This is a genomic window from Acetobacter estunensis, assembly GCF_019083805.1.
Lineage (GTDB): Bacteria > Pseudomonadota > Alphaproteobacteria > Acetobacterales > Acetobacteraceae > Acetobacter > Acetobacter estunensis_A.
In genome coordinates this window covers 36,791-51,916 of the sequence record NZ_JAHRDV010000007.1, presented here as the reverse complement: position 1 = coordinate 51,916, position 15,126 = coordinate 36,791, and the positions used below count along the sequence as shown (strand labels likewise).

The following is a 15,126-nucleotide window of genomic DNA, read 5'->3' as shown; positions in this document are numbered from 1 at the left end:
TCCTGTCTCTATTGAGTCAGATGCAATGCGCTATCGCTGATGATCGAATCGAAAGTCGTGGAAAAAGCCTGCTGGATCGCAGGGCCGTCGTTCGCCTCGAAGTAATCCGCAGAACTCGTGGCGCAAGCCTCCATTGTTCCCTGCATGCTGCCACTTCCAGTTCCAGCAAAAGGCTCAACAAGAGCCTGGTATTGGCTGTCGCCCGGAATGGCGTAATACGGCGCCCATATGGAAAAAACTCTGACATTCCCGCTTTTTAACTGCGAACATAATGTGCTGTAATTCACATCCACGATGCGATGCCAGGCTGTAGATCCGAATATATCCTCCGCTCCATCGGAGAGGAAAATGATATAGGTCTTCATGCTGCTGGCCGATGAGCCGTCCCCGACGTTAGAAAGTCCCGAAAGAACCTGCTGAAGAGCCACACTGGTTTTGGTGTAACCATAATTGTAGACGCTATAATTCGTGCTTCCCTGGTTGGGATTGTCATTGGCGTTTGCCAATGGTGTTGCGTCCTCCAGATCGATGGCCGCCGCAACCGTTGCCGCATTATTTAGATCGGTGGACGGCGCCAATACCTGTGTGAAATTCGTTCCGAATGTGTCGATACCTACTGTGATATGGGTACGGTCATCCTGTGCATAAGATTGAAGCTCGGAAATAAAGGTCTGTACAGCCTGATTTACGTAATCGATTTTCAGATTTATGCCTTCTGCCTTCGCCGTCGTGCGGGTGTCGCAGGACGGTAAAGTGGAAGCATGAGAATGTCTTTGGGACGTCGATGACGCAGAACTCGGATTGCAGGAATTCGTCGCTGCGGAATAGCCGGAAGGATCATGACAGGCAAACGCACACTGACCGCTACCGTTTTCTAATGCCGTAATATCCGCTGTCGTTCCTCCCACGCCCATCGAATTGGAAATATCGACAACGAAAAGCACCTGAATATAGGAATTACCTTCCGCCATCGTTGCCGTGGATGTCACGGAAATAGTGGTATTTCCAGACGAAATGAGACCGCTGAAATATGAGGGAGATGTCTCCGAAAGTGAGACTGTGACACTACCCGAATAGGATGTCAGAGACTTGTACGTGACACTCGGAACGGGTGCTGGAGAAATACCGCTCTCAGCGGCGTTCGCTGTGACAGAAGCCTGAGCCGCAGTCTGCGCCGCCGCGAGTGCCCCTGTCACACTGGAAGTTCCGGGGTTGGAAACGAGATAATCGTTGGCCGCTTTCGTCGCCTGAAGAGACGCCGCATCAGCAAGGGACTGGAGGTGAGAGCGTGCCGTCACCAGAGAACCGAGATCCACTGCGACAGCTATACCGATCATGACAGGAACGATGGAAAGAGCTGCCATCACGACAATACTTCCATCGTTGTCTTTGCAGAAACGCCGAAAGATTTTCCTGACTTTACTCACTCGGCATTTGTCTCGGAAAAAGGGAACAAAACGTATTTCTTGAGCGAGTTCTACACATGAGAGGTGCCGTCCAATAAAGACCCTCGCCAATACGTATGTAATTCTACCTATACAATTATTAATTTTATATTTATTATTACAATTCGATACAACAACTCACATCGTAAAATATCTGCCTGCGACCTTCGCAATATGGAAATTCAATTCCTCTTCCACCACAAGAAAAGGCCGCCCCTTACAGGACGGCCTTTTCAAGAACTTCAGCAGGTAAAATAGATCAGGCAGACTTCGCCATGATCTCTTCCGCCACATTACGCGGAACCGGATCGTAATGATGGAACTGCATCGTGAACGATGCACGCCCCTTCGTCATCGAACGCAGATGCGAGATGTAGCCGAACATCTCCTTCAACGGTACCTGAGCACGCACCATGACCGTGGAGCCAGACGTCTCCTGGCTCTGGATCATGCCGCGACGACGGTTTAGATCGCCCACCACGTCACCAACGTGATCGTTCGGTGTGGTCACTTCAACATCCATGATCGGCTCAAGAATCACCGGACCGGCGTTCTTCATGCCTTCACGGAAGCAGGCCTTGGCCGCGATTTCGAACGCCAGGGCGGACGAGTCAACGTCATGGTACTTGCCGTCAAGCAGCGTGAACTTGAAGTCCACAGTCGGGAAGCCTGCCAGCACACCGCTGGAAGCCTGCACACGAATGCCCTTTTCCACCGCCGGAATGTATTCCTTCGGCACCGTTCCACCGACGACCTTGTTCGCGAACTCGATCTCACCATCATGCGGCGCGAATTCGATCTTCACCTCGGCGAATTGACCCGAACCACCCGACTGCTTCTTGTGGGTATAGGTCTCGACGTGCGTCTTGGTGATCGTCTCGCGATAAGCCACCTGCGGAGCACCGACATTGGCGTCCACACCATATTCGCGGCGCAGACGGTCAACGATGATGTCGAGATGCAGTTCGCCCATACCCGACAGAATGGTCTGGCCCGTTTCCTGATCGGTCTTCAGACGAAGCGAAGGATCTTCACCCGCCAGCTTCTGCAGAGCCAGCGTCATCTTCTCGACGGCGTCCTTGGTCTTCGGCTCGACCGACAGATCGATAACCGGAACCGGGAAGCTCATACGCTCCAGAACCACCGGATCAGCCGGATCAGCCAGCGTGTCACCCGTCTGCGTGTCCTTCAGACCCACGAACGCGGCAATATCACCAGCATGCACCTCGGTCAGTTCCTCACGCTTGTCGGCGTGCATCTGATAGATGCGGCCGATGCGCTCCTTGTGACCCTTGGTGGTGTTGAGGATGGTGTCACCGGTCTTCAGCACGCCACGATAAACGCGCACGAAGGTCAGTGTGCCATATTTGTCGTTGATGATCTTGAAGGCCAGACCAGCGAACTTGCCATTCGGGTCAACCGGGATGATCGGCAGATCCTTTGCATCGGATTCTTCCTCACCTTCCGGCGGAGCGCAACGAATGCCTTCGACATCGTTCGGAGCCGGCAGATAGTCGACAACGGCGTCGAGCAGCGGCTGCACGCCCTTGTTCTTGAACGCGGTGCCACACAGAACCGGACGGAACTCACCGGACAGCGTGCCCTTCTTGATGCACTTCTTCAGGGTTTCGACGGAAACATCACCCTTCTCGAAATACTCTTCCATGGCGGCATCATCGACGGCCAGAGCGGTATCGAGCAGGTTCTGACGGGCCTCGGCAGCCTTTTCCTTCAGATCAGCCGGAATTTCTTCATCGTGGAACTTGGCGCCCAGTTCACCGCCTTCCCAGACGATGGCCTTCATTTCGACCAGATCGACTACACCGACAAAGTTCTCTTCAGCACCGATCGGCAGCTGAAGCGGAATCGCCACGATGTCGAGCTTCTCCTTCAGCGTGCTGAAGGCATAGTAGAAATCAGCGCCCGTGCGATCGAGCTTGTTGATGAAGATGATGCGGGGAACATTGTAACGATCCGCCAGACGCCAGTTCGTCTCGGACTGCGGCTGCACACCAGCCACACCTTCGATGATGAAGATGGCGCCATCGAGCACGCGGAGCGAACGGTTTACTTCGATGTTGAAGTCGATGTGGCCCGGGGTGTCGATGATGTTGATGCGGTGATCGTCCCACACGCATGTCACGGCGGCGGAGGTGATGGTGATGCCGCGCTCACGCTCCTGGGCCATGTAATCGGTGGTGGTGTTGCCCTCGTGGACCTCGCCGATCTTATGGGACACGCCCGTGTAGTACAGAATGCGCTCGGTCGTCGTGGTCTTGCCCGCGTCGATATGCGCGGTAATCCCGATATTACGGATCTTTGAAAGGTCGGACTGGGCGGACACGGGGCTTCTCCGGAAAACGGCCAAGGCCAGGAAACGGTCTGAGGCGAAAGACACACGGGGCGCGACAGGAGAAACCTCTCCCCGCGCCCCTTTCCCGTTATCTCCGGCAGAGCGGAAAGCGGGATATTGTGCCGTCGTCTTTCCCTGCTTGCGCAGGAGCGATCAGGATGCCGGCGCTATTTGAGCCGGCGGAATATCAGGCAGTTGCGGCCTGCTTCTTGGCCTGAGCGCGCTGAATGCGACGCTTGAGGACCAGAGATTCAGTCGTAAGGCTGCGATTCGGCGTGCCGAGCAGATAGGCGTCGAGACCACCGTTGTGCTCGATCGTGCGCAGGCCACGCGTGCTGACACGCAGAGGCACGGACGTGCCCAGAATGTCAGAAAGTACTGAGGCTTCCTGCAGGTTCGGCAGGAAACGGCGGCGGGACTTGTTGTTGGCGTGGCTGACATTGTTGCCCGTCAGCACACCCTTGCCAGTGATCTCGCAACGGCGGGACATCGGTTTATCCTCGGTCAATAAATCAGGAAAGGGCCGAGGCACACCCCGGCGTTCATCCCATGCAATCAGGCGCGGCTTATGGCGGAGCCCCCCGCATCCGTCAAGCAAACAGTGGAAGGAAACACGCTCGGCATGGCTGACAAGCCGCCGTTTTCCACTATGCAAGGACTGCGATGAGGTGCTTTTCAGGCACTTCCGGCGCGACGGGCTTTCTCTGCGTCTTCCAGATCTCCCGAGCCGACACTCTGCACGGCACTGTCAAGAATCCGCAGGATTGTCTCACGATCCATCGTCCGTGACAGCAACCCCAACGAACCACCCAGCAGAGCCGACGCCACGGAGAGCGGCGGATGGTTCTCTTCCAGAAGATGATCGATCGCATGCTCAATCACCATCGCGCACTTGGTCAGATCTTCCGAAATCTGGTCCATTCCAGCATCCCCTGTCGGGGCTTGAGGCTTCTCAGTCATGTCCGTTCTCCCTGTTCATAAGCACGTGCGGACTCCACAAACGTGCTAGTTTCAATCACTTCAGACCGTGTGGACCACAGACTCCGCCGTAACATCCGGCATTTGCCCCGCGTCCTGCGCTGCCCACATCGCAGCGTAGAGACCGCCACGCGCCACCAGATCGGCATGTCGTCCGCGCTCGCGCACCAGACCACCCGCCAGCACCAGTATTTCGTCCGCATCGACCACCGTGGAAAGACGGTGCGCGATCACGACCGTGGTACGTTCGGCCGAAACTGCCCCCAAAGCCGCCTGAATCTCGCGTTCGGTGTGGGTGTCGAGCGCGCTGGTCGCTTCATCGAGAATCAGCAGACGCGGATCTTTCAGAATGGTCCGGGCAATCGCCACACGCTGCTTCTCTCCCCCAGAAAGCTTCAGACCACGCTCACCCACTCGCGTCGCATAGCCCTCGGGCAGCGACATGATGAAATCATGCACCTGCGCCAGCCGGGCCGCATGTTCGATTTCGGCCTCTGTCGCACCCAGACGACCATAGGCAATATTGTAGCCGATCGTGTCGTTGAACAGCACCGTATCCTGCGGCACTACACCAATGGCCGCACGCAGATCGGCTTGGCGATAATCACGCACATCGTGACCATCGATCAGAATCTGCCCTGACCATGTGTCATAGAAGCGAAACAGCAAACGACTGATCGTGGACTTACCCGCGCCCGTGGGGCCGACAATGGCCACCATCTTTCCCGGCGGCACTGTAAAGCTAACGCCGTGCAGGATCTCACGATCCCGGCGATAGCCGAAATGCACATCCCGAAACTCTACGCTGACCGGCGGCGCATCGTGCAGACGGGCCGCGATAGGCAACGGATGAGCAGGATCGGCCACTTCCACTGCCTCATCCAGCAACCCGAGCATATGCTCCAGATCGACCAGCGAATTGCGGATGGAGGAATAGATCGAACCCAAGAAGTTCAGCGGCGCATAAAGCTGAAGCAGATAAGTGTTGATGAGCACGAAACGCCCGACCGTCAGTCGTCCCGCCGCCACGTCGTGCCCGGCCAGCAACATGACCAGCGTAAGGGCGATACCGATGATGGCCGCCTGCCCGAAATTAAGCGCACTCAGAGAATACTGAGTATGGACCGCTGCCCGAGCGTAGCGGGTCTGGGCCTCACCATAGCGTTTGGCCTCATGCATCTCGTTGCTGAAATACTTCACCGTCTCGTAATTCAGCAGGCTGTCCAGCGCCTTGCCCGTCGCCTCGCTGTTGATGTCGTTCATCCGACGGCGGATGCCGATTCGCCATGACGTGAAGGCAAAAGTGAACCCCACATAGGCCGCCACCGCGCCAAAGATCAGCAGCGCATAGCGCCAGTCGAACATGCGCCAGATCAGGCCGATGACCAGCACCGCTTCCAGTATCGTCGGCAGGATGACCAGCGCCATACGCAGCAACGTCTCCACCGCCTCCGTCCCGCGCTCAATGGCGCGGGTGACACCACCCGTTCGACGGTCGAGATGGAACCGCAGCGAGAGATCGTGCATGTGCCGGAAACTGCGCATGGCCGCATCGCGCGCCACCCGGAACCGCACCGGCGCGAACACCGCATCCCGCAACTCGTTGAACGCCGCCGCCATCAGGCGCACGAGACCATAGCCCACGATCAGCAAAATGGGTGTCGCGGCCACGCCAGACGGTTGCGACAGTGCATCCACCACCCGGCTGTAAAGCCAGGGAATGGCCACCGTGGCGAGCTTGGCCGCCACCAACAGCATGGCAACGCCGACCACCCGCCACCGCAGCCGTGGATCGTCACGGGGCCAGAGATAGGGAAGAAGGCGGGAAAAAGTGACGCCAGCCGGAGGGGCTGCGGAAGCGGGAGGCGAGCTCATCGTGTCCGATGTGGCATCTTGCCCCCGATTTGCAACCCCGCCCCTCACACCATCGAGATGGCCGACAGACGTAATGGTGCGTCCTGTCCTTCGCCATTGCCAGCTTTTGCCGCGGCCCGTAGGAGTGAAACGCGCGCAGCCCGGACAAGCCTCCGGCAACTGACGACCACAGAGGCATATCTCCCGAATTTTGAGAGACGGTCATGACCGAAGCGGACAAGAACGGTTTCCTGCGCCATATCAAGGCCTGCAACAACGCGAGCCTTCCCGGCCGTCGCATCCCTTTCTATATCGCAGGTCAGCTTGCAGGCTTTGCGGACCCGAAAATCGTCCCGGCGCTGGATGCAATGGGACTGCGCAAGGGCGACGTCTTCGACCTGCCCAATCCCTCCGTCCTCGAATCCCTTGGCGAGATACTGGCTTCTCAGGGACTTTATCGCCCCCATGATGAACTGTTCGACGTCTGGGGGCCACAGGACGGGCAACCCCCGCTGGGCGTGATCGACCGTGGCGCTTTGCCGCTGCTGGGCTTCGTGGGTGTGGGGGTCCATCTCAACGGGCTCGTGCGCAAGGAAGACGGCCTCCATCTGTGGGTGGGGCGCCGCGCCCGCGACAAGCGGCTGGACCCCGGCAAGCTGGATCATCTGGTGGCCGGTGGCGTTCCCGCCGGTCTGACACCCGCTGTCGCCATCGAGAAGGAAGCAGCCGAGGAAGCCAGTCTTCCCGCTGACATGGTGCGCGAAAACGCCCGGGAAGTGGCGCTCATCCGCTACAGCATGGAACGCCCTGAAGGCCTCCGACGCGACAAACTCATCTGCTACGACCTTGTTCTTCCAGACAGCTTCCAGCCTGTTCCCGCCGATGGCGAGGTGGAGGAATTCCTGCTTCTCCCTATCCGGGAAGTGGTCCGGCTGGTGCGTGACACGGATGAGTTCAAGTTCAACGTCAATCTCGTGCTGATCGATCTGTTCCTACGCGAAGGCCTGATCGATGCCACCAGTCCCGAGGGACGCGCACTGCGCCGAGGTCTATCAGGAGACGCGTGATCTCTCTTTGCGCATGATCGCACGAGCCTCCTTCTTTGCGCATGATCGCACGAGCCTCCTTGTGTCGTGTAGCACTCTGTCTGGCTCTCATGCTCGTGACCGGCTGCGCTTCCCGTCCAACTCTCCGCACATGCTCCGTGCTCAATGCTGCACCGTCTCTACAGGTCACGCTCATGTTCGGCATGATGCGCTCCGATGGAAGCCCCGTGCCAGAATCTGCGTGGCAGGCATTTCTACGCACAGACATCACACCGCGTTTTCCGGACGGCCTGACTGTTCTCCCGGCACAGGGGCAATGGCGCGAGCGCACAACAGGCGCGATACAGTCCGAACCGTCGCGGCTGGTGTGGATTGTCACATCCGACACCACCAACCTCCCGCAACGTCTTGAAGCTATCCGGGCCGCATGGCGCAGTCGCTTCGACCAGCAATCGGTGGGCGTGAGTGTGGCTGCGGCCTGCTCAGCCTTCTGAACACGCGCAACAGGTCCGTCCGATCGCTCTACCCAGACCGGACACCATGCAACCTCAGCGATCATTGACCGCTTATACGAGAGCATAAATGGCCATCGCCTCCTCTCTGTCAGGTTGCAGAGCGCCGCAAGAAAGCAGCTACGCTGATTCATGGTCTCGACAATGCCGTCCGGCATGCCATCAATTCCCTTTCGCCTTCCGGCAGGTCCAAGCAGGAGCCCCCATGCGTCCCAACACCAAGACGGCCCTTCTCATCGGCGGCATCCTGACCGCGACAACGTCTCTGGCCACCTCGCACGCGAAAGCCGAACCCATTGCGCTCACACATATCCGCGTGATCGACGGGACTGGCGCGCCGCCTGTGGAAGATGCAACGCTGGTCATGGAAAAGGGCCGTATTCTGGCCATCGGTCCCAATGTGCAGCCTCCCGCCAACGCCAAGATTCTCGACCGTCACGGGGATACCGTGCTGCCCGGCCTGATTTCAGATCATAGCCATGTCGGTCAGGTCGATGGCGCGACCACTGGGCCGCAGAACTACAATGACGTCATCATCAAGGGTGAACTGGGGCAGTTCCGACGTTACGGCGTGCTGACCGTCACGGCGCTGGGCAACAATCGGCCTGAAATCTTTGATCCACTCCGCAGGCTCGCTCATGCAGGCCAGCTTCCCGCCGATCTGTTCGGTGTCGATCAGGGCATCGGCGTGCCCAAAGGCGCTCCGCCGGTAAATGTCGCCAAAGATCAGCTCTTCCGTCCCGCCTCCGTCGAGGAAGCCCGCAAGGATGTGGACAAGATGGCGCGGGAAGGCACCGATCTGGTCAAGATATGGGTGGATGATTTCGACGGCACCCTGCCAGTCAAGATGTCACCTGCCATCATCGCGACCGTGGTAGACCAGAGTCACAAGCACAATCTTCGCGTGGCGGCTCATATTCATGATTTGGCGGATGCCGAACTTGTGGTGGCGTCTGGCGCGGACATCCTTGCTCATGGCGTGCGCGATCAACCCGTGCCAGCCGATTTTGTACAGACGCTCAAAAACAAGGGCATCTGGTACATCGCCACGCTGCAACTCGATGAAGCGACGACGGCTTGGGCCAACCGCGCACCGTGGACGCTCACGCCATTTGCGCGTCTGGGCGTCTCGAAAGGACTGGCCGCCGAGATCGACAATCCCGCATGGCAGGCCGCCAATCGTGTGGGCCGCAAGGCCGATGAGGCCCGCGCCTCTCTGGCCATGAACCTTCGCAACCTGAAAACGCTCCATGATGCAGGTGTGAAGATCGGCTTCGGCACCGATAGCGGCGCCATGCCGCTCCGTGTGCCCGGTGTGGCCGAGCATCGCGAACTGGACCTGACGGTGCAGGCGGGCCTCACACCGCTGGAGGCCATTCACCTTGCCACAGGCAACGCGGCCGCCTTGCTAAACCGTTCCGATCGCGGCGTGCTTGCCCCCGGCAAACGTGCCGATCTGCTGGTGGTCGAAGGAAATCCTGCCGAGAACATCGCGGAAATCGACAACGTAGTGGAAACGTGGTCGCACGACATGGAAGCCGAAGGGCTGGCCGAGTTCCTCCACCCCAAGGAAGAAGAAAAGGAGTGATCCTCTGATGAAATACCATCTTGTTGGCCATTCGGGTCTGAAAGTCTCCACTCTTACGCTGGGCACCATGACATTCGGCGGCAAGGGTAATTTCGCCAAGACCGGCAATACGGACGTGGCCGGCGCACGTCGTCAGATCGACATGGCGATGGACGCGGGCGTGAACATGCTCGACACCGCCGACATCTATTCTTCCGGTGAGTCCGAAGAGATCATCGGTGAGGCGTTGGATGCCGCGCGTCGGAACAAGCTTCTGCTCGCCACCAAGGTCCGTTTCCCCACTGGCGACAAAAGCCCGAACGAACGTGGACTTTCACGCCACCATATCGTGAAAGCTTGTGAGGCCAGCCTCAAGCGCCTGAAAACCGATCACATCGATTTCTACTGGTGCCATGAGTGGGACGGGCAGACGCCTGTGGAAGAGACCCTTGCCGCCATGGACGATCTGCGTCGCGCGGGAAAGATCGGCTATCTCGGCGTGTCCAACTATTCCGGTTGGCACATCATGAAGATGCTCTCCGCCGCCGATGCTTCCGGCCTGATCCGCCCTATCGCCCAGCAGATTCATTACACGCTTCAGGCACGTGAAGCGGAATACGAACTGCTGCCGCTGGGCGTCGATCAGGGTGTGGACGCCTTCATCTGGTCCCCGCTCGCGGGCGGTCTGCTCTCAGGCAAATATCGTCGTGGCAAGCCGGAACCCGAAGGCACGCGCAAGGCCGCACATTGGGACGAGCCACCCGTGCGGGACGTGGAGGCGCTCTACGACATTATTGAAGTGCTGTTCAAAGTGGCCGAGCGACATGAAGGCGCGACACCCGCACAGGTCGCGCTGGCATGGCTGCTGACGCGCCCGGGCGTCACCAGCGTTGTGGTTGGCGCCCGCACGGACGCGCAACTTACGGACAATCTCAAGGCCGCAACACTCGTTTTGAGCGAAGACGATGTGGAGGAACTGGAAAAGGTCAGCCGTCCGCCTCTGCTCTATCCTTACTGGCATCAGGCCTCCACGGCGGCTGATCGTCTGTCAGACTCCGATCTGGTGTTGCTGGAGCCGTTCCTGAAAAAGTAAGACGATGCCAGAGTTCTTCCGGATGGATATACTCCAGTCCAATCTCTGACGAAACTTTCCGTTCTGTAAGGAGTTCAGATAGCATCTTGCAAAAGGTGCTATCCCCTTATGGCACGCCGCTCTCTCATTCCTCCCCTCGCCGTCGCTATTCCTGTCCGGAATGAAGAAGAACGCATCGGATCCTGTCTAGAAGCATTGGCGCAGCAGGAAGGCGCAGCTTTCGATCATGTTGTCCTGCTGCTGAACAACTGCTCCGACGCCACCCTCATTCACGCTCAGTCATTGGCTCCTGCGCTACCTTTCACACTCACCCTTGTGGAACGGCAATATGCGTTGGAACGGGCGCATGCCGGCACTGCCCGTCGGGAAGCCATGGAAGTGGCAGCGGATCTTGTGGGACCAGAAGGGCTTCTTTTTACCACTGATGCGGATGGCGCGGTAACTCCAGATTGGTTGATACGCACTCTCGCAGCATTCAAAGCGGGTGCGGCAGTCGTCTGTGGCCGCGCCCTTATCGACGCCGTGGACGCTCTAAAGATTCCTGCCAGCCTTCATGACGACGATGCCGCTGAAGTCGCCTATGGCACCCTGCTGGATCACATCCACCATCTGACCGATCCCGATCCGGCCGATCCATGGCCACGTCACACGGAACATTCAGGAGCCAGCATCGCAGTGAGAGTCTCCGCCTGGAAATGCGTGGGGGGAATTCCGGCCGTCCCTTCCAGTGAAGACCGCGCTTTCGTGGCTGCGCTACGTCGTATCGATATGCCCATCCGCCATGCACCGGATGTCTTGGTCACTGTCTCGGGTCGCACGACAGGACGTGCGCAAGGCGGCATGGCCGAGACGATCGCCCGCCGCATACATCAGCAGGACGAAATGCTTGACGATGCGCTGGAGCCTGCGGTTCTGTGTCTGAAACGTGCACAAGCACGCTCAGCGTTCAGAGTATTATGGAACGAATATTCCCCAAATCATGGCCTACAGATGCTACAATCTTTTGCTTCTCACCTAGAGCTGACAGCGACTGAAATCGCCGCATGGCTTGACGCACCCTATTTTGGGCAAGTTTGGGAGGCCATCGAAAGAGCCAGTCCCGCCTTACGCCGACAAAGAGTTAAAAGATCAGAACTGACGCAGCATCACGCTGCAGCCACAGCAATCCTCAAAAACCTTCTCGCGAAAAATACCCTATCTACCAGAAGCTTTCTCCAGCTTCCCCCTCCTCAATCGGTCACGCACTCTCGAGAGAGACAATCGATCCGGTAAGTCGGAAAACGCTGTGTGGAGCACAATACAAGACCATGATCCCGACATGTCGCCATAAAAAGTTCGGCAGCTTCGTCGCCGGTGCAAGGCGTATCGGTTTCACCTGTCCAGTTAACGAGCACGATCCGTCCCTTCGGTTGCAAAACAAACAGACATTCATGTGCAAGATGCACGATGTCCGGACGTGACAGAAAGTAAAGCATCTCGGAAATCAGAATCAGATTCTGACTTCCCTGTGGAAGCACGGGAAATTCCTGGGGAAGCTGAGCGTTCAGGAAAGAAACATTATTACAGCTACCACACCGTTTTTCGGCACGCTTGAGAGCCGTTTCCGCAATATCCACGGCAAGAAGCGTGTGGCAGCGCGAAGCAAGGCACTCTGTCAGGACTCCGATTGAACAGCCCAGTTCAAGTGCTGTCTGAAAAGGCCCCACACCAATGCATTCAAGCGTAAGCGCATATTTTTCACGTTCATACGGGCTCGTCTCGAACTTCCATGGGTCCGCATCCTCTCGATAGAGTTTCTCAAAGACATGGCGGTCCCAGCTCTGCTTGCTCATGAGCACAGAAAAACCTCATAAGGCGCATCAAAAATCTCCAGAAGTTGCTCTGGAAGACGAAAAGCCTCAGGATCGTCGTCGATCAGATCTCCATATTGACTTGCGTGCAACCGGATGGCCCGCTTCTTGTGCGCAGCAAACGCCGAAATATCCAGACGCACTCCTTGGATTTTCTCGTCCCCAAGTTCCAGATGCGGCGGAATCATCCACCCCCACACTGGATACGAGAATAGGGAAACGGTACTCTCTCGGCTGAGCGCCACACCCATTTTCCATACAGCCTCATGATCACAGTGAGGATCATGCCGCCAAGGTACGAAGACCGTACCGCATCGATAAATGTGAACGAGCTGCACCAACTGCCACACAACTCGGTTAAAGTCTTTACCCTCATGAGGCGCTGCCGTATCGGGAAGTCCCAGAAACACGAGACGATCGGGAGACAGCCCTAAAGCGGCCGTAGCCTCACGCGCTTCCCGCTCACGTTGCGCGCGCAGACGAGTCGGAGGCCATGCCTGCGAATTAGGATGCGAGCCTACGCCGTCAGTAGCGATCACAACCAGAGGCGGTCGCCCCGCAGCGCAGAGATGTGCGATCAACCCTCCACATCCAAGGCTTTCATCATCGGCATGAGGCGCGAGAATCAGAGCATTTCCGGGTGCGATTTCGTCAAGAGAACGAAATGGCAGGGAACGAAAAAGCGCCTGAGCCTCTCCTGCCTTCATGCTTGGGAAAACTCGTTATGTGTAAAATACGTAGCAGCTTCCGCCAGTGTCTCATCCGGCGCAGGTTGCCTGAGATAGGTAGCAAGATCACGCATGATGCGTTCCACAACATTGGTCTTTACAAAAGCCGAAAGTCCCAGCCCTCGCTGCACAAGTTCAATGACAGTCAACCCGGCCCGTTCAACGGCGATACGAGCAAGGTTGACGATGGCCACAGCCTCATCAGGATCAAGAACCGCATCCTCCGTCACATACGCAGCCCTTCTGGTCCACAATGCCGCCGTCTCCTTGGCGATCAGAGCCAGACCGATCCGATCCTTCTGCGCGGCACTGGTTTCACGCCTGCGCGCTACCAGTTGTTTACGAAACAATGTGACCAGCCGGTCGATACCACCAAGGGCAACCGCCATGCCGCGCCACGCCCCCACCGAGAACTCGGGTTGCCGCAGGTAATCGCCTGCCTGCCCAACAAGCGCGTCCGGCGTTACATGCATGCCACTGAAATTGCATGTGCCAGTTCCCGCGCCATGCATGCCACACAGACTACCGATGGACTCCGTGGCCTTTCGCGCGGCGTCCAGCGGGACAACGAGCATCCGCGTCTCACCCGTCGTGGTTTCGGCTGTTATGAGAGGGCGGGTGACATGCAACGCGCCTGAAGCAAACATCTTCTCGCCGTGAAGGGCATATGTTGAACCGACCCGCGTCATGCGCACACCGTTCGTCGTTTCTGTCACCCATATGCCCGCGAGTGCACCATCGTGGATGGCAGCCGCAAGCCGGTGCAGTTGCTCCGCATCCCCATACCGAAAGACCAGCCGAATGGCGTTGACATGCCCTTCGAGCAACCGCCCCAACGAAAGATTACCCTCCCCCGTAAGACGCAACAGTCGCATCAAATCTGTCGAACTGTTGGGTTCCGTCCCCAAGCCGAAACCGCCAAGCGCTTGCGGTAAGGCCGCCGACATCCCGCCCAGCGAACGCAGTCGCGCCAGTCCAGCAACCGGGAAGCCGCCGTCGCGATCATTCGCAGAGGCTTCCTCTTCCAGTTCGGGCTGACTGGCTCTGAGGCTTTCGAAGGGAAATGTCATCGTCCTGCGACGCCTTTCGGAAGGGGAGGAAGATGGAAAAAACTTCCTTCCCATGAAAAGCGTTAAAACGGACATGGGTTGCACAAGAACAGAAAAACGGACCGATCCGTGATCGTCGCGGGTGTTTTTTCTTCCTCTCTATTCAGGGGTCACGCGCGCTGAGAGCACAGGATCACGAACCGTCCTATCTGTCGTCGAGCAGTGGGCGTACCGCCGATATCCTGCCACGCCCACCACGAATTGCGGATTGAGTGCCTCGACGGCGAATCCACCAATGGACTGATTGAGGGCAATCGCCATGGGAGCGAGGACCGCCATCGCGAGCAGAACGCTTCCCAGACGAGCCAATAGTCCTCTGTTTTCAGATTTTTCGCCAAACCGACTGAGACAGAACAATAGAACTGGCTGGCTGAAAGGCCAGCCAGAGGAGAGGACTAATAGGTGAATGGCCCAGCCCTACCCGTGCCACAGACAAAAGCCCCGACAGGGGGATATCCGATGTCCAGAAATTCTGGAGGCATCAGCATCCAGCCATGCAGACGCCAGTTCCCGTGGATAAAGGCCTTACCTGCCAGAAAATAACCGACCTGATCGGATGTTCGCGCCCAATAGCGCGCGACATGGACGCTC

14 protein-coding genes are annotated in these 15,126 nt (G+C 57.8%); 5 read left to right on the top strand and 9 right to left on the bottom strand.

Features of this window, described 5'->3' with window-relative positions; all coding sequences use genetic code 11:
* Positions 1-8 precede the first annotated feature (8 nt).
* The 5 genes from KUA11_RS10485 to KUA11_RS10465 form a co-directional block, all read right to left on the bottom strand.
* Entirely contained in the window at positions 9-1,367 is a 1,359-nt protein-coding gene (locus KUA11_RS10485) for a pilus assembly protein TadG-related protein (protein WP_217410248.1), read from the bottom strand.
* A gap of 337 nt (positions 1,368-1,704) precedes the next feature.
* The gene (fusA, locus tag KUA11_RS10480; protein WP_217410247.1) at positions 1,705-3,789 is read right to left on the bottom strand and encodes an elongation factor G; all 2,085 of its coding nucleotides are present in this window, start codon (positions 3,787-3,789) and stop codon (positions 1,705-1,707) included.
* Positions 3,790-3,985: 196 nt separating this feature from the next.
* A complete protein-coding gene (gene rpmB, locus KUA11_RS10475) occupies positions 3,986-4,288 on the bottom strand; it encodes a 50S ribosomal protein L28 (protein WP_166317253.1) in 303 nt (100 codons plus the stop codon).
* Between the two features lie 185 nt (positions 4,289-4,473).
* Positions 4,474-4,758, bottom strand: a complete 285-nt coding sequence (locus KUA11_RS10470; RefSeq protein ID WP_217410246.1) for a hypothetical protein — start codon at positions 4,756-4,758, stop codon at positions 4,474-4,476.
* Positions 4,759-4,818: 60 nt separating this feature from the next.
* Entirely contained in the window at positions 4,819-6,651 is a 1,833-nt protein-coding gene (locus tag KUA11_RS10465) for an ABCB family ABC transporter ATP-binding protein/permease (RefSeq protein ID WP_217410245.1), read from the bottom strand.
* Between the two features lie 203 nt (positions 6,652-6,854).
* On the opposite strand from KUA11_RS10465, the gene KUA11_RS10460 reads away from it, so the two are divergent.
* From KUA11_RS10460 to KUA11_RS10440, 5 genes are all read left to right on the top strand, one after another.
* The gene (locus KUA11_RS10460; protein WP_217410244.1) at positions 6,855-7,697 is read left to right on the top strand and encodes an NUDIX hydrolase; all 843 of its coding nucleotides are present in this window, start codon (positions 6,855-6,857) and stop codon (positions 7,695-7,697) included.
* A 41-nt stretch (positions 7,698-7,738) separates the two neighbouring features.
* Positions 7,739-8,170 (top strand): DUF3574 domain-containing protein, encoded by a 432-nt coding sequence (locus KUA11_RS10455; protein WP_217410243.1) that lies wholly within the window; start codon positions 7,739-7,741, stop codon positions 8,168-8,170.
* A gap of 223 nt (positions 8,171-8,393) precedes the next feature.
* Positions 8,394-9,776, top strand: coding sequence for an amidohydrolase family protein (locus KUA11_RS10450; RefSeq protein ID WP_217410242.1), 1,383 nt, complete (start codon positions 8,394-8,396; stop codon positions 9,774-9,776).
* Positions 9,777-9,783: 7 nt separating this feature from the next.
* A complete protein-coding gene (locus KUA11_RS10445) occupies positions 9,784-10,848 on the top strand; it encodes an aldo/keto reductase (protein WP_217410241.1) in 1,065 nt (354 codons plus the stop codon).
* Between the two features lie 108 nt (positions 10,849-10,956).
* Positions 10,957-12,120 carry a glycosyltransferase family 2 protein gene (locus KUA11_RS10440; RefSeq protein ID WP_217410240.1) on the top strand — a complete coding sequence of 388 codons (1,164 nt, stop codon included), beginning with the start codon at positions 10,957-10,959 and terminating at the stop codon, positions 12,118-12,120.
* On the opposite strand, the gene KUA11_RS10435 is transcribed toward KUA11_RS10440, so the two are convergent.
* From KUA11_RS10435 to KUA11_RS10420, 4 genes are all read right to left on the bottom strand, one after another.
* The gene (locus KUA11_RS10435; protein ID WP_217410239.1) at positions 12,078-12,680 is read right to left on the bottom strand and encodes an SAM-dependent methyltransferase; all 603 of its coding nucleotides are present in this window, start codon (positions 12,678-12,680) and stop codon (positions 12,078-12,080) included. The genes KUA11_RS10440 and KUA11_RS10435 overlap by 43 nt on opposite strands.
* Positions 12,677-13,405, bottom strand: coding sequence for a PIG-L deacetylase family protein (locus KUA11_RS10430; protein ID WP_217410238.1), 729 nt, complete (start codon positions 13,403-13,405; stop codon positions 12,677-12,679). The genes KUA11_RS10435 and KUA11_RS10430 overlap by 4 nt, the downstream gene beginning before the upstream one ends.
* Positions 13,402-14,496, bottom strand: coding sequence for an acyl-CoA dehydrogenase family protein (locus KUA11_RS10425; RefSeq protein WP_217410237.1), 1,095 nt, complete (start codon positions 14,494-14,496; stop codon positions 13,402-13,404). Before KUA11_RS10425 ends, KUA11_RS10430 begins: the two co-directional genes overlap by 4 nt.
* A gap of 138 nt (positions 14,497-14,634) precedes the next feature.
* Complete coding sequence (locus KUA11_RS10420; RefSeq protein ID WP_217410236.1) at positions 14,635-14,844, bottom strand: hypothetical protein; 210 nt, start codon at positions 14,842-14,844, stop codon at positions 14,635-14,637.
* Positions 14,845-15,126: the final 282 nt, after the last annotated feature.

Excerpts from the sequence above, each read along its gene's own strand:
- rpmB (WP_166317253.1), bottom strand. The coding sequence starts at position 4,288 with ATGTCCCGCCGTTGCGAGATCACTGGCAAGGGTGTGCTGACGGGCAAC.
- KUA11_RS10470 (WP_217410246.1), bottom strand. The coding sequence starts at position 4,758 with ATGACTGAGAAGCCTCAAGCCCCGACAGGGGATGCTGGAATGGACCAG.
- KUA11_RS10465 (WP_217410245.1), bottom strand. The coding sequence starts at position 6,651 with ATGAGCTCGCCTCCCGCTTCCGCAGCCCCTCCGGCTGGCGTCACTTTT.
- KUA11_RS10460 (WP_217410244.1), top strand. The coding sequence starts at position 6,855 with ATGACCGAAGCGGACAAGAACGGTTTCCTGCGCCATATCAAGGCCTGC.
- KUA11_RS10455 (WP_217410243.1), top strand. The coding sequence starts at position 7,739 with ATGATCGCACGAGCCTCCTTGTGTCGTGTAGCACTCTGTCTGGCTCTC.
- KUA11_RS10450 (WP_217410242.1), top strand. The coding sequence starts at position 8,394 with ATGCGTCCCAACACCAAGACGGCCCTTCTCATCGGCGGCATCCTGACC.
- KUA11_RS10445 (WP_217410241.1), top strand. The coding sequence starts at position 9,784 with ATGAAATACCATCTTGTTGGCCATTCGGGTCTGAAAGTCTCCACTCTT.
- KUA11_RS10440 (WP_217410240.1), top strand. The coding sequence starts at position 10,957 with ATGGCACGCCGCTCTCTCATTCCTCCCCTCGCCGTCGCTATTCCTGTC.
- KUA11_RS10435 (WP_217410239.1), bottom strand. The coding sequence starts at position 12,680 with ATGAGCAAGCAGAGCTGGGACCGCCATGTCTTTGAGAAACTCTATCGA.
- KUA11_RS10430 (WP_217410238.1), bottom strand. The coding sequence starts at position 13,405 with ATGAAGGCAGGAGAGGCTCAGGCGCTTTTTCGTTCCCTGCCATTTCGT.
- KUA11_RS10425 (WP_217410237.1), bottom strand. The coding sequence starts at position 14,496 with ATGACATTTCCCTTCGAAAGCCTCAGAGCCAGTCAGCCCGAACTGGAA.